Here is a 15,747-nt window from a genome sequence, read left to right as displayed (position 1 = left end):
CACAGTTCTCACCAGCACGACCTTCGTCTAGAAGCTTACGGAACATCTCTACACCAGTACAAGTTGTTTTCGTTGTATCTTTGATACCTACGATTTCAATCTCGTCACCAACTTTTACGATACCACGTTCTACACGACCTGTAACAACAGTACCACGACCTTGAATTGAGAATACATCTTCAATTGGTAAGATAAACGCACCGTCAATTGCACGCTCTGGCTCTGGAATGTACGTGTCTAAGTGACCCGCTAATTCTAATACTTTTTCTTCCCATTGTGCTTCGCCGTTCAATGCGCCTAACGCTGAACCTAAAACTACTGGTAAGTCATCACCTGGGAAATCGTATTCTGAAAGAAGTTCACGAACTTCCATCTCTACTAATTCTAATAATTCTTCATCATCAACCATGTCACATTTGTTTAAGAAAACAATGATGTATGGTACACCTACTTGGCGTGATAATAAGATGTGCTCACGTGTTTGAGGCATAGGACCATCTGTAGCAGCAACTACTAAGATAGCGCCGTCCATTTGTGCAGCACCTGTGATCATGTTTTTAACATAATCGGCGTGACCAGGACAATCTACGTGTGCGTAGTGACGTGTTTCTGTATCGTACTCGATGTGAGAAGTATTGATTGTAATACCACGCTCACGCTCTTCTGGCGCATTATCGATTTGTGCGAAGTCTTTTACATCACCACCGAATGCTTTTGTTAATACTGCAGAGATAGCAGCTGTTAATGTTGTTTTACCGTGGTCAACGTGTCCGATTGTACCAACGTTAACATGCGGTTTTAGACGTTCAAATTTTGCTTTAGCCATTTTACTGTACCTTAAGATTAAACAATTAAATTTATGTATGTTCCCCTTTGCAAAAATTAAAGGCTCAGAGGCAGGGTGTAGATTTTAGTTAAGCCTTAAAGGCTTGTCAAAACCATTCACACATTTCCTGAACTTTATTCTTCCACATAGGGAATTTGTCAGTGTTTTTGGTGAAACATGAGAAAACTCATAAAACACCTTTTTTACTTAAATCCCGCCATCTTAAAAACACTGACAATGCTCAAAAGACAAAGTAATTAATACAATGTATTAATCAAAATCTCGGCGATTAAGCCGAATAGTTCTTACGAATAAGAGCCACCGCGTGATTCAATAATTTTTTGTGCAACAACTTTTGGCGCTTCATGATAATGAGAAAATTCCATTGAATATGAAGCTCGCCCTTGTGTTGCACTTCGCAATGCTGTTGCATAACCAAACATTTCAGCCAGCGGCACTGTTGCATTTACTAATTTTGCCCCAGAAGGGCCTTCATCCATACCATCAATCATGCCTCGACGACGATTTAAGTCGCCAACAACATCACCCATATTTTCTTCTGGTGTGGTAATTTCTACTTTCATCATGGGTTCTAATAATATTGGACTTGCTGCCATAACCGCATTTTGAAAGCCCATAGAAGCTGCTATTTTAAAAGCAATTTCATTAGAGTCAACCTCATGGAATGAACCATTTATTAAGGTGACTTTAATACCTTGCATTGGATAAGCGGCTAAAACCCCTGAATCCATTTGCTCATGAAAACCTTTTTCTATCGCTGGGTAATATTCTTTTGGAATGACTCCAGAGGCAATATCGTTAACAAATTCAAAGCCTTCACCACTTTCGGTAGGCTCCATTTTTAGAACAACATGACCATATTGGCCTTTAGTTCCTTGTTGACGAATAAATTCACCTTCTGCTTCTACGGCATTTCGAATCGTTTCACGATACGTTACCTGCGGATTACCGATATTACAATCGACCTTAAACTCTCGCATCATACGATCGGTTATGATCTCTAAATGTAACTCGCCCATACCTGAAATAATCATTTGTCCTGACTCTTCATCGGTTTCAACATGAAAAGAAGGATCTTCAGCCGCAAGTTTACCCAAAGCTAAGGTCATTTTATCTTGATCAGCCAAAGTTTTAGGCTCAACCGCCACTGAAATTACAGGTTCAGGGAAAATAATACGCTCTAAGGTAATGACATTATTAGCGTCACACAGAGTATCACCCGTGGTAACATCTTTTAAACCAATGGCTGCGGCAATATCACCAGCATGTACTTCTTGAATTTCTTGGCGATCATTAGCATGCATTTGTACTATGCGACCTAAACGCTCTTTTTTGCCCTTTATTGGGTTGTAAACGGAGTCGCCGGTTTTAACAACCCCAGAATAAACACGGAAAAAGGTTAAGGTACCTACAAATGGGTCTGTAGCTATTTTAAAAGCTAGTGCTGAGAAAGGTGCATTGTCATCAGCTTCACGCACCCCTTCAGTTTCGTCTTTATCATCATTGATGCCGGTAATAGCCGGAACTTCAATTGGTGAAGGTAAATATTCAATTACACCATCAAGTACCGCTTGCACACCTTTATTTTTAAAGGCACTACCACAGGTACATAAAACAACTTCGTTATTAAGTGTTCTTGCTCTCAAGCCAACTTTAATTTCAGCTTCGCTTAAGTCACCTTCTTCAAGGTACTTTTCCATTAACTCATCATTAGCTTCAGCGGCTTCTGATACTAAATTATCACGCCATTCTTCAGCAAGATCTTGCATGTCAGCTGGAATCTCTTCATAACTGAAGGTCATACCTTGGTCAGCTTCATTCCAGTTAATCGCTTTCATCTTAATGAGGTCAACAACACCGGTAAAATCTTCTTCGCTACCTATGGCTAAATGAATAGGAACGGCATTAGCGCCTAAACGTGTTTTTAGCTGCTGTATAACATTTAAGTAATTGGCACCGGTACGGTCCATCTTGTTAACAAATACTAGGCGAGGAACTGAGTATTTTTCCATTTGGCGCCAAACAGTTTCAGTTTGCGGTTGGACACCGGAAGAAGCACACAGTACTAATACTGCGCCATCGAGCACTCGAAGTGAGCGTTCTACTTCAATGGTAAAATCAACATGGCCTGGGGTATCGATGATATTGATGCGGTGGTTATCAAATTGGCCTTCCATGCCTTTCCAGAAACAAGTTGTTGCTGCCGAAGTAATAGTAATACCTCGTTCTTGTTCTTGCTCCATCCAGTCCATGGTGGCGGCACCATCATGAACTTCACCGATTTTATGTGAAAGACCGGTATAAAATAAAACTCGTTCTGTTGTTGTCGTTTTACCGGCATCTACATGCGCACAAATACCAATATTTCGGTAACGCTCTATAGGGGTTATACGAGCCACACTGTTTTCCTTCTAAATAACTGAGGTTTAATAACCTAACATCAAGACATCAACGTTATGAAATACTGATGTTAGTTTACTAGCCATTTCTTACATTGTTATGAACAGAAAAGCGTAGTAACTAAAAGTCACTACGCTTATCCATTGACTACCGTTGTTATTACCAGCGGTAATGAGCAAACGCTTTGTTTGCTTCGGCCATACGGTGAACGTCTTCACGTTTCTTAACCGCTGAACCTTTGTTGTCAGACGCATCTAACATTTCGTTAGCTAGGCGCTGAGCCATTGATTTTTCACCACGTTTACGAGCTGCATCAACTAACCAACGCATGGCTAATGCATTACGACGAACTGGACGAACTTCAACTGGTACTTGATAAGTAGAACCACCAACACGACGAGATTTAACCTCAACTTGTGGACGGATGTTATCTAAAGCAATTTCAAAAAGCTCTAAATGTTCTTTATCAGAATTTTTTTCAGTTAAAATGTCTAATGCACCGTATACAATTTTTTCTGCAGTAGATTTTTTACCATCAACCATAAGGATGTTGATGAATTTTGCTAAAAGTTCGTTATGGAACTTAGGATCTGGCAATATTTTACGTTGCCCAACGACGCGTCTTCTTGGCATCTTAATTCTCCGTTGTATTCAGGATTAATCCAAAATATAAAATTAGTAATTTGGCCTTACTTAACGTTTCTTATCTCTATTACCTTTTACAAGTAATAAGAAAGGGAAACTTAAGATTTAGGTCGTTTAGCACCGTATTTAGAACGGCCTTGTCTTCTGTCGTTAACACCAGAACAATCTAGTGCGCCACGAACGGTGTGATAACGCACACCTGGTAAATCTTTAACACGACCACCGCGAATTAAGATTACGCTATGCTCTTGTAAGTTGTGACCTTCACCACCGATGTAAGAAGTAACTTCGTAGCCGTTAGTTAAACGTACACGAGCTACTTTACGTAGTGCTGAGTTTGGTTTTTTTGGTGTAGTAGTATACACACGAGTACATACGCCACGACGTTGTGGACAAGCTTGTAACGCAGGTACGTTACTTTTTGTTACTTGTCTAACACGTGGTTTACGTACTAGTTGGTTAATAGTTGCCATTTAGGGCTCCTGATTAGTTAAATTTAGATAAATTCCAATCAATGGAAGAATTTATCTGCTCATAAACGTGAAAAACCGCGACCTATATATTATTCGTACAATGAGTACAGAATAAAAGGTCGCGGAATTCTATAGGTCAAGGACTAAGCTGTCAAGTATGACAGCTGAAAAGATCCTTTTTTAACCAATTTAGTCGTCAAGGCTAGCATTTAAAGCATCAGTTAATGCTTGTGCTGCGTCGTCTTGACTTACAGTTGCTTCAACTTCTGGCTCTAAAGCAGCTAAACGCTTACGCGCACGTTCTTGATGGTACGAATAACCAGTACCGGCCGGAATTAAACGACCAACAATAACGTTCTCTTTCAAGCCACGTAAGTTATCTTTCTTACCTGCAACAGCAGCTTCAGTTAATACGCGCGTTGTTTCTTGGAACGACGCCGCTGAAATAAATGATTCTGTTGCTAATGAAGCTTTAGTAATACCCATCATCAACATTTCTATTTCTGCTGGTTTCTTACCTGCCGCTTCAAGTTCACGGTTAGCAATGTTTACACGTGCAACTTCAATGATTTCACCTTTCAAGAATTCACTGTCACCAGCATCTAAGATCTCACACTTGCGGATCATCTGACGAACAATTACTTCAATGTGCTTATCGTTAATTTTTACACCTTGTAAACGGTAAACTTCTTGTACTTCGTTTACGATGTAGTTTGCAACTGGTGCAACACCACGTAAACGTAAGATATCATGTGGAGATTCTGGACCATCCGCAATTACCTCACCTTTAAGTACTGATTCACCTTCAAACACGGTTAATTGACGCATTTTCGGGATCATCTCTTCGTAAACTTCACCATTAGGCTGGGTGATTAATAAACGAACTTTACCTTTGGTTTCTTTACCGAAGCCGATAATACCTGTTTTCTCAGCTAAGATAGCTGGAAGCTTAGGCTTACGCGCTTCAAATAAGTCAGCAACACGTGGTAAACCACCGGTAATATCACGAGTTTTTGATGACTCTTGAGGAATACGTGCTAACGCATCACCGATACCAACTTCAGCACCATCTTCAAGGTTTACAATCGCATTACCTGGTAAGAAGTATTGTGCTGGAATTTCAGTACCAGCGATCATCACGTCTTTACCTTTGGCGTCAACTAACTTAACCATTGGGCGCATTTCTTTACCCGCAGAGTTACGTTGACCTGCGTCAGTAACTACTAAGCTTGATAAACCTGTTAAGTCATCAGTTTGGCGAACCATAGTCACGCCATCAACTAAATCAACAAATTGAACTTTACCAGCTACTTCCGTGATAATTGGATGCGTATGCGGATCCCAATTTGCAATCACGTCACCAGCATTAAGCGTTTCACCATCTTTCTTAGAAAGAATTGAACCATAAGGTACTTTATAACGCTCTTTTTCACGACCATGTTCATCAATAACAGTTAATTCAGATGAACGAGAAGTGATAACTAACTTATTATCAGGGTTAGTAACAAACTTAGCGTTTTGTAACTTCAAGGTACCGTTGTTTTTAACTTGTACACTGTTTTCAGCAGAAGCTCTTGATGCCGCACCACCGATATGGAACGTACGCATCGTTAACTGTGTACCTGGCTCACCAATTGATTGTGCCGCTACAACACCAATTGCTTCACCTTGGTTGATCATATGACCACGGGCCAAATCACGTCCGTAACAGTGAGCACAAATACCAAAGTCAGTTTCACAAGTAATGATAGAACGTACTTTGATTTGATCTACTGAATTTTCTTCAATAACATCACATAAGTTTTCGTCGATTAAGGTATTACGAGGAAGTAACACTTCTTCAGTACCTGGGATCAACACGTCATCACAAACTACACGACCTAATACACGTTCTCTTAACGGTTCAACAACATCACCACCTTCAATCAGTGGGTTCATCATTAAGCCATCAGTTGTACCACAGTCATGCTCTGTTACCACTAAATCTTGTGCAACATCAACTAAACGACGAGTTAAGTAACCCGAGTTAGCTGTTTTAAGTGCCGTATCAGCTAGACCTTTACGCGCACCATGTGTTGAGATGAAGTATTGTAATACGTTCAAACCTTCACGGAAGTTAGCGGTAATTGGTGTTTCGATGATTGAACCATCTGGTTTTGCCATCAAACCACGCATACCGGCTAACTGACGAATCTGTGCCGCACTACCACGAGCACCCGAGTCAGCCATCATAAAGATTGAGTTGAATGAATCTTGTTCTTCCGGCTCACCATCACGGTTAATAATGGTTTCTTTTGATAAGTTGTCCATCATCGCTTTCGAAACTTTTTCGTTAGCAGATGACCAAATATCGATAACTTTGTTGTACTTCTCACCAGCTGTTACTAAACCTTGGTCGAATTGTTCCTGAATTTCAGTTACTTCTTCTTCCGCAGCATCGATAATCGTGTACTTAGCATCAGGAATAACCATGTCGTCGATACCAACTGACGCACCCGCGATCATCGCGTAATGGAAACCGGTATACATAATATGGTCAGCAAAAATTACCGTATCTTTAAGACCAAGATTACGATAAGCATGGTTGATTAATTTTGAAATTGGCTTTTTACCTAAAGGCTGATCGATAAGCTCATAAGGTAATCCTTTCGGACAAACTTGCCATAAAATAGCACGACCAACAGTAGTATCACGTAAAGAAGTATTGGCGATTAACTCACCTTCTCTATTGCGAACATGTTCAGTAATACGAATTTTTACACGCGCATGCAATTCAGCAGCACCCGTACGGTAAGCTTTTTCTGCTTCTTTCGTATCAGCAAACACCATACCTTCACCTTTACCGTTAACACGATCACGCGTTAAGTAATAAAGACCTAATACAACATCCTGTGATGGTACTATGATTGGGTCACCGTTAGCTGGTGATAATACGTTGTTTGTTGACATCATTAACGCACGAGCTTCAAGTTGAGCTTCAAGCGTTAACGGTACGTGTACCGCCATTTGGTCACCATCGAAGTCGGCGTTATATGCCGCACAAACTAATGGATGTAAATGAATGGCTTTACCTTCAATAAGAACTGGTTCAAATGCTTGAATACCAAGTCTATGAAGTGTTGGTGCACGGTTAAGCATCACTGGATGTTCACGAATTACTTCGTCAAGTACATCCCATACTTCTGCGCCTTCACGCTCAACTAACTTTTTAGCCGCTTTAATTGTAGTTGCTAAACCACGCGCTTCTAATTTACCGTAGATAAATGGTTTGAATAGCTCAAGTGCCATTTTTTTCGGTAAACCACATTGATGTAAACGTAATGTAGGACCAACAGTAATTACTGAACGACCTGAGTAATCTACACGCTTACCTAGTAAGTTTTGACGGAAACGACCTTGCTTACCTTTGATCATATCAGCAAGCGATTTTAATGGACGCTTGTTAGAACCCGTAATTGCACGACCACGACGACCGTTATCAAGAAGTGCATCAACAGATTCTTGTAACATACGTTTTTCGTTACGTACGATAATATCTGGCGCAACTAAGTCTAAAAGACGCTTCAAACGGTTGTTACGGTTGATCACACGACGGTATAAATCGTTAAGATCAGAGGTAGCAAAACGACCACCATCAAGTGGCACTAATGGACGTAAATCCGGTGGAAGGATCGGTAATACCGACATAATCATCCATTCTGGTTTGTTACCAGATTGAGCAAAAGCTTCCATTAATTTTAAACGTTTTGTTACTTTTTTACGTTTAGTTTCACTACCAATTTCTGGTAATTCTTCACGCATTTGAGCAACTTCTGCATCTAAGTCAATTTGTTTCAATAAAGCAAGTACGGCTTCAGCACCCATTAAGGCGTCAAATTCATCACCGTGCTCTTCTAACGCATCAAGATATTCTTCTTCCGTTAAAATTTGGCTTTTTTCTAATGTTGTCATACCTGGTTCGGTAACAACATATGATTCAAAATATAGAACACGTTCAATATCACGTAACGTCATGTCTAATAAAAGACCGATACGAGATGGTAACGATTTTAAGAACCAAATATGAGCAACTGGGCTTGCTAATTCAATGTGACCCATACGCTCACGACGTACTTTAGTAAGTGTTACTTCAACACCACATTTTTCACAAATTACACCACGGTGCTTAAGGCGTTTATATTTGCCACAAAGACATTCGTAATCTTTTACTGGACCAAATATACGCGCACAGAACAAACCATCACGCTCAGGTTTGAACGTACGGTAGTTAATAGTTTCAGGCTTTTTAACTTCACCAAATGACCATGAACGGATTTGATCTGGTGACGCTAATCCGATGCGAATACCATCGAATTCTTCTGTTTGATTTTGTTGCTTAAGAAACTTAAGTAAATCTTTCACACTCTATCTCCTGTCGGAGTTAACCTTGATAGAGGGCAGTAAACCGCCCTCTCCACGTACTGACTTTTCTTTATAAAAGCGTCAGTGATAAGCTCTGCTCAGTTATTCCTGATCCAGTTCGATATTAATACCTAACGAACGGATTTCTTTTAACAATACGTTAAATGATTCAGGCATACCTGGTTCCATACGGTGATCACCATCGACTAAGTTCTTATACATCTTAGTACGACCGTTAACATCATCCGACTTAACTGTAAGCATTTCTTGTAATGTGTAAGCAGCACCATAAGCTTCAAGTGCCCATACTTCCATCTCACCAAAACGCTGACCACCGAACTGAGCTTTACCACCAAGTGGTTGCTGAGTAACAAGTGAGTAAGAACCAGTAGAACGTGCATGCATTTTGTCATCAACTAAGTGATTTAGTTTCAGCATGTACATATAACCAACCGTTACAGGACGTTCAAATTCACGACCAGTACGACCATCAGTTAAAATAAACTGACCGCTTTCTGGCATATCTGCTAATTTGAATAAGTCTTTAATTTCACGCTCGCTCGCACCATCAAATACTGGTGTTGCAATTGGAAGACCTGCACGTAAATTTTCTGCTAAACGTTGAATTTCATCATCAGAGAAATTATCAATATCAACGTTTTGACGCGATTCACCAAGCTCATAAACTTCTTTTAAGAAGGCACGCAACTTAGCGGTTTCTTGTTGTGCTTTAATCATACGGTCAATTTTTTCACCGATACCGCGTGCTGCCATACCTAAGTGAGTTTCTAAAATCTGACCGATGTTCATACGCGATGGTACACCCAACGGGTTAAGTACGATATCTACCGGCACACCGTTATGGTCATAAGGCATGTCTTCTACCGGTACTACGTTTGAAATAACACCTTTGTTACCGTGACGACCGGCCATTTTATCACCTGGCTGGATGCGACGTTTAACGGCTAAGTAAACTTTAACAATTTTTAATACGCCAGGAGCTAAGTCATCACCTTGAGTGATCTTACGACGCTTAGTTTCATACTTCTTATCGAAGTCTGCTTTAATATTGTCGTATTGCTCAGCAATCTGTTCTAATTCAGATTGTTGGCTTTCATCATTTAAGTTTTGCTCTAACCACTTGTTACGAGCCATACCGTTAAGGTCAGATTCATTTAAACCAGCAGATAATAATAACTTCTTAGCACGTGCATAAATGCCGTCTTCTAAAATGCTAAATTCATCGCCTAAATCTTTCTTAACTTCTTTTAACTGCATGCCTTCAATTTCAAGAGCACGCGCGTCTTTTTCAACGCCGTCACGAGTAAAGATTTGAACATCGATGATAGTACCTGATACTGAGTTTGGTACACGTAAAGAGCTGTCTTTAACGTCAGCTGCTTTTTCACCGAAAATAGCACGTAATAATTTTTCTTCTGGTGTTAATTGTGTTTCACCTTTAGGAGTAACTTTACCCACTAAGATGTCGCCACCGTTAACTTCAGCACCAATATAAACAACACCTGACTCATCAAGTTTTGATAATGCTGATTCACCAACGTTAGGAATATCAGAAGTGATTTCTTCTGAACCTAACTTAGTATCACGAGCGATACAGCTTAATTCTTGAATATGGATAGTCGTAAAACGGTCTTCTTGAGCAACACGCTCAGAAATCAACATTGAATCCTCAAAGTTGTAACCATTCCAAGGCATGAATGCGATACGCATGTTTTGACCAAGCGCTAATTCACCCATATCAGTCGACGGACCATCTGCTAATACATCACCACGAACTACTGGCTCACCAACACGACACTGTGGACGTTGGTTAATACACGTATTTTGGTTTGAACGTGTGTATTTAGTTAAGTTGTAGATATCAATACCCGCTTCACCCGCGTGCATTTCATCTTCATTAACTTTAACTACGATACGAGATGCGTCAACATATTCAACAACACCACCACGTTTAGCAACGGCAGTAACACCTGAGTCAACCGCAATCACCTTTTCCATACCTGTACCAACTAACGGCTTATCCGCTTTTAATGTTGGAACCGCTTGACGTTGCATGTTCGCACCCATCAAGGCACGGTTAGCATCATCATGCTCAAGGAATGGAATTAACGACGCAGCAACCGAAACGATTTGCTGTGGCGATACATCCATATACTGAACTTGTTCAGCAGACATTAAGGTAAATTCATTTTTATGACGACAAGGTACAAGGCCGTCAACTAATTTACCTTCACTATCAACTTCAGCATTTGACTGAGCGATAACAAAGTTACCTTCTTCAATCGCTGATAAATAATCAATATCATCTGTTACTAAACCGTCAACAATTTTACGATATGGTGTTTCTAAGAAACCATAATCATTGGTACGGGCATAACAAGATAGTGAGTTGATCAAACCGATGTTTGGACCTTCCGGCGTTTCGATTGGACATACACGACCATAATGCGTTGGATGTACATCTCGAACCTCAAAACCAGCACGCTCACGTGTTAAACCACCAGGGCCTAAAGCAGAAATACGACGCTTATGCGTAACTTCTGATAACGGGTTGTTTTGATCCATAAATTGAGACAATTGTGATGAACCAAAGAATTCTTTAACTGCAGCTGAAATTGGCTTAGCGTTAATTAAATCTTGCGGCATAATCGCGTCTAAATCACCAAGCGATAAACGCTCACGAACAGCACGTTCAACACGAACTAAACCAACACGGAATTGGTTTTCTGCCATTTCACCAACACTACGGATACGACGGTTACCTAGATGATCAATATCATCCACTTCACCTTTACCATCACGAATGTTGATTAATGTTTTCATTACAGAAACGATATCATCGTTTGATAAGATACCTTCACCAACTGAGTCTTCAATGCCAACACGACGGTTGAACTTCATACGACCTACCGTTGATAAGTCATAACGTTCTAATGAGAAGAATAAGTTAGCAAATAAACCTTCAGCAGCATCTTTTGTTGGTGGCTCACCAGGACGCATCATGCGATAAATTTCAACTAACGCTTCTAAACGGTTTGTTGTGCTATCAACACGAAGGGTATCTGACATATATGAACCAACATCAAATTCGTTCATGTATAACGTAGATAATTCTTTATAACCAGCTTGGCTAAGTTCAGCTAATAACTCTAACGTGATTTCCGCATTTGCTTCAGCAATAACTTCACCTGTTGATTCATCAACATAAGCTTTAGAAAGTACTTTACCAACAATATATTCAGCTGGAACTTCTAATTCTGAAACATTTTCTTTTTCTAAACTGCGGATATGACGAGCGGTAATACGACGACCTTGCTCAACCAATAAATCACCATTTGGCATTTTAATGTCAAATGTCGCTGTTTCACCACGTAAACGCTCAGGTACTAATTCCATGATCAACTTATCGCCTTTAATCGCGAACATAGTTGTGTCATAGAACATGTCTAAGATTTCTTCTGTTGAATAATCTAAAGCACGTAAAATAATTGAAGCAGGTAATTTACGACGGCGATCGATACGAACAAATAAGTTGTCTTTCGGATCAAATTCAAAATCTAACCAAGAACCACGGTAAGGAATAACACGAGCGTTATATAACACTTTACCTGAAGAGTGTGTTTTACCTTTATCATGATCAAAGAAAACACCTGGTGAACGATGTAATTGAGAAACAATTACACGCTCAGTACCATTGATAACAAATGTACCGTTATCCGTCATTAATGGGATTTCGCCCATGTAGACTTCTTGTTCTTTGATATCTTTAACAGTACCGGCAGCAGCTTCTTTATCATAAATTACTAAGCGCAATTTTACGCGTAAAGGAGCTGAATAAGTAACACCACGTATTTGACATTCTTTAACATCAAATAATGGTTCACCTAGGCGGTAGCTTACGTATTGTAATTCTGAATTACCAGAATAAGCTTTTATAGGAAATATTGAACGAAACGCGGCTTCTAGCCCTGTTTCTCCGGTTGGATCTATATCAATGAACTTGCGAAAAGATTCAAGTTGGATAGATAACAAGAATGGATAATCCATTACTTGTACACTTTTACCAAAGTCTTTTCTAATTCGTTTCTTTTCAGAATAAGAGTAAACCATGGGGTTCCTCAGCTAGCTGGTTGTACCGAATCTGCTCTCTATTTGTCGACTAATAGAGAGCAGGCTTAATGCTTTGACATCAAATGCCAAGTTGATTAAATACTAAAAACACTAGTTATTTAATCAACTTAGCAAAAGTGTTAACTAATAATGCACTGTTTAAAGCAAGAAAAAAACTACTTTATTTAGCGCAAAAAGGCCGGTGACGTTAAATCACCAGCCATTGCCTTTTTAGGCAGTTAATCTGTTATAAAACAGATTATTTGATCTCAACAGAAGCACCAGCTTCTTCAAGAGCAGCTTTAAGCGCTTCAGCTTCAGCTTTATCAACACCTTCTTTAAGAGCTTTAGGTGCAGCTTCAACTAAGTCTTTAGCTTCTTTAAGGCCTAAACCTGTAGCGCCACGTACTGCTTTGATTACAGCAACTTTCTTATCGCCGAAACCAGTTAAGATTACGTCGAATTCTGATTGCTCTTCAGCAGAACCACCAGCGTCACCACCAGCAACAGCAACAGCTGCAGCAGCAGATACGCCGAATTTTTCTTCCATTGCTTCAATTAATTCTACAACGTCCATTACTGACATTTCAGCAATTGCGTTTAGGATATCGTCTTTAGAAATAGACATTTTAAATTTCCTGTTTTTTAAGTAACAGCCTCTAAATTATATTAAAAGGTCTGTTAGAATAACTATTTAATACAAAAAGCATAAGTTGTGTTCTGCGTATTTGTAAGTCGCAGAGGTAAACAACAATTAAGCAGCTTCTTGCTCTTTCTGATCGCGTACTGCAGCAATAGTGCGGCATAATTTGCCCGCTGATGCTTCTTTCATAGCGCTCATTAAACGTGCAATTGCTTCGTCGTATGTAGGTAACTTAGCAAGTACCGACACTTCAACAGAATTACCTTCAAATGCGGCGGCTTTTAATTCAAACTCTGGATTTGTTTTAGCAAAATCAGAGAATAAACGTGCTGCTGCACCTGGATGCTCGTTTGAAAATGCAATTAATGAAGGACCAATTAATGTGTCAGAAACACATTCAAAAGCCGTACCTTCTAATGCGCGACGTGCTAATGTGTTACGGACAACTTTCATCCATACACCGTTTTCACGAGCTTGTTTACGCAAAACTGTAATTGCTTCAACTGTTACACCGCGAGAATCCGCGATCACAGCTGATTGAGCGCCACTAGCCGCTTCTTGAACTTCAGCAACAATTGCTTTTTTGTCATCAAGATTGATAGCCATTGGCTTTAACTCCTGGTTCAACCGGAAAAATCCGGTATTTACAACTCCTAAGCCAATTTATAAAAATAAACCCGCTTAGGCCATTACGGCGAGAGCCAGAATTTAAGGAAATATCTGGGTAATCACCATCTACGTAGGAAAATTAAGTTCTTCCGATAAAAAAAATACTGAAATAACACCTACGGTCTTTGACGGGACTGCTTGTTTTCTTTAATTTATTTTACAAATAATTAGAGAATTTAAGCAGTTCCTACCAAAAATAAGGGGCGAAATTATAGTTCATATTTTCGCCCCTGTAAAGGTCTTAAAAAGTTAAAGTACCTTGATCTACAGATACACCAGCACCCATAGTAGTCGAGATTGAAACTTTCTTAATATATTGACCTTTAGCATTTGCTGGTTTTGCTTTCTTAAGCGCATCCAACAATGCTTCTAAGTTTTGTTGTAGCTTAGCGTCTTCGAAATCAACCTTACCAATAGTAGTATGGATGATACCGTTTTTGTCGTTACGGTAACGGATTTGACCAGCTTTTGCGTTATTAACAGCAGTTACTACGTCAGGTGTTACAGTACCAACTTTCGGATTAGGCATTAAACCACGTGGGCCTAAAATTTGACCTAACTGGCCAACTACGCGCATTGCATCTGGAGTTGCAATTACTACGTCGAAGTCCATTTGACCCGCTTTAACTTGCTCAGCTAAGTCTTCCATACCAACAACGTCAGCACCTGCTTCTTTCGCTTTATCTGCGTTTGCACCTTGAGTGAAAACAGCAACACGAACTTCACGACCAGTACCGTTAGGTAGTACAGTTGCACCACGAACGTTTTGATCTGATTTACGAGCATCAATGCCTAAGTTAATTGCAACATCAACACTTTCTTTGAATTTAGCGGTTGCTAATTCTTTTAAAAGTGCAATTGCTTCGTTGATTTCATAATCTTTTAATACGTCTACTTTTTCACGAATAAGACGAGCGCGTTTTGATAATTTAGCCATTGATTAGTCCTCTACCACTAAACCCATTGAACGAGCAGAACCCGCAATTGTACGCACTGCAGCTTCTAATGAACCAGCAGTAAGGTCAGGTTCTTTCATCTTAACGATTTCTTCAAGTTGTGCTGTTGTAACAGTACCAACTTTTTCTGTGTTAGGACGACCTGAACCGCTCTTAATACCTGCAGCTTTCTTTAATAAGTAAGAAGCTGGTGGTGTTTTTGTGTCAAACGTGAAAGAACGATCATTGTATACAGTAATAACAACTGGTACTGGAGCACCCTTTTCTAATGAATCTGTTTTTGCGTTAAACGCTTTACAGAATTCCATGATGTTAACACCGTGTTGACCTAATGCAGGACCAACTGGTGGTGACGGGTTAGCTGCACCAGCAGCTACTTGTAGCTTGATTAAAGCTTGGACTTTTTTAGCCATCTTCAATATTCCTATGTTTGGGTACAAACGCTCTACTCTACTGAGTACCTAACAAAACAACCTATTATAGTTACTTGTTGGAACCTATTCGGCTCAGCTCCCCGTGGGTTAAAATACGTTTTCTTTATCCAACTTTACAGCCCGACAAATAAAAACGGCAGCGGATTAT

Annotated in this window: 10 protein-coding genes; all 10 read right to left on the bottom strand. The window is 39.8% G+C overall.

Translation table 11 applies throughout. The features are described from left to right. Positions 1–826: elongation factor Tu (tuf, locus tag ACSLUO_RS17060; protein WP_448250390.1), on the bottom strand; the 826-nt coding region annotated here is incomplete at its 3' end. Between the two features lie 305 nt (positions 827–1,131). After that, a complete protein-coding gene (gene fusA, locus ACSLUO_RS17055; protein WP_448250388.1) occupies positions 1,132–3,246 on the bottom strand; it encodes an elongation factor G in 2,115 nt (704 codons plus the stop codon). A 160-nt stretch (positions 3,247–3,406) separates the two neighbouring features. Continuing rightward, positions 3,407–3,880, bottom strand: a complete 474-nt coding sequence (rpsG, locus tag ACSLUO_RS17050) for a 30S ribosomal protein S7 (protein WP_448250387.1) — start codon at positions 3,878–3,880, stop codon at positions 3,407–3,409. Between the two features lie 110 nt (positions 3,881–3,990). Then, the gene (rpsL, locus tag ACSLUO_RS17045; RefSeq protein WP_371374531.1) at positions 3,991–4,365 is read right to left on the bottom strand and encodes a 30S ribosomal protein S12; all 375 of its coding nucleotides are present in this window, start codon (positions 4,363–4,365) and stop codon (positions 3,991–3,993) included. Between the two features lie 189 nt (positions 4,366–4,554). Beyond that, a complete protein-coding gene (rpoC, locus tag ACSLUO_RS17040) occupies positions 4,555–8,766 on the bottom strand; it encodes a DNA-directed RNA polymerase subunit beta' (RefSeq protein ID WP_448250384.1) in 4,212 nt (1,403 codons plus the stop codon). Positions 8,767–8,868: 102 nt separating this feature from the next. Next, on the bottom strand, positions 8,869–12,897 hold the full coding sequence (gene rpoB, locus ACSLUO_RS17035; RefSeq protein WP_448250382.1) for a DNA-directed RNA polymerase subunit beta: 4,029 nt from the start codon (positions 12,895–12,897) through the stop codon (positions 8,869–8,871). Positions 12,898–13,156: 259 nt separating this feature from the next. After that, positions 13,157–13,525 carry a 50S ribosomal protein L7/L12 gene (gene rplL, locus ACSLUO_RS17030; protein WP_448250381.1) on the bottom strand — a complete coding sequence of 123 codons (369 nt, stop codon included), beginning with the start codon at positions 13,523–13,525 and terminating at the stop codon, positions 13,157–13,159. A gap of 126 nt (positions 13,526–13,651) precedes the next feature. Further along, positions 13,652–14,146, bottom strand: coding sequence for a 50S ribosomal protein L10 (gene rplJ / locus ACSLUO_RS17025; RefSeq protein WP_448250379.1), 495 nt, complete (start codon positions 14,144–14,146; stop codon positions 13,652–13,654). 304 nt (positions 14,147–14,450) lie between these two features. Continuing rightward, complete coding sequence (gene rplA, locus ACSLUO_RS17020; protein WP_448250377.1) at positions 14,451–15,146, bottom strand: 50S ribosomal protein L1; 696 nt, start codon at positions 15,144–15,146, stop codon at positions 14,451–14,453. A 3-nt stretch (positions 15,147–15,149) separates the two neighbouring features. After that, the gene (gene rplK / locus ACSLUO_RS17015; protein ID WP_448250376.1) at positions 15,150–15,578 is read right to left on the bottom strand and encodes a 50S ribosomal protein L11; all 429 of its coding nucleotides are present in this window, start codon (positions 15,576–15,578) and stop codon (positions 15,150–15,152) included. Positions 15,579–15,747: the final 169 nt, after the last annotated feature.

The organism is Thalassotalea agariperforans, from assembly GCF_053470345.1.
This window is presented reverse-complemented; position numbering and strand designations above follow the sequence as displayed.

Coding starts and splice junctions, on each gene's coding strand:
- rpsG (WP_448250387.1), bottom strand. CDS start 3,880: ATGCCAAGAAGACGCGTCGTTGGGCAACGTAAAATATTGCCAGATCCT.
- rpsL (WP_371374531.1), bottom strand. CDS start 4,365: ATGGCAACTATTAACCAACTAGTACGTAAACCACGTGTTAGACAAGTA.
- rpoB (WP_448250382.1), bottom strand. CDS start 12,897: ATGGTTTACTCTTATTCTGAAAAGAAACGAATTAGAAAAGACTTTGGT.
- rplL (WP_448250381.1), bottom strand. CDS start 13,525: ATGTCTATTTCTAAAGACGATATCCTAAACGCAATTGCTGAAATGTCA.
- rplJ (WP_448250379.1), bottom strand. CDS start 14,146: ATGGCTATCAATCTTGATGACAAAAAAGCAATTGTTGCTGAAGTTCAA.
- rplA (WP_448250377.1), bottom strand. CDS start 15,146: ATGGCTAAATTATCAAAACGCGCTCGTCTTATTCGTGAAAAAGTAGAC.
- rplK (WP_448250376.1), bottom strand. CDS start 15,578: ATGGCTAAAAAAGTCCAAGCTTTAATCAAGCTACAAGTAGCTGCTGGT.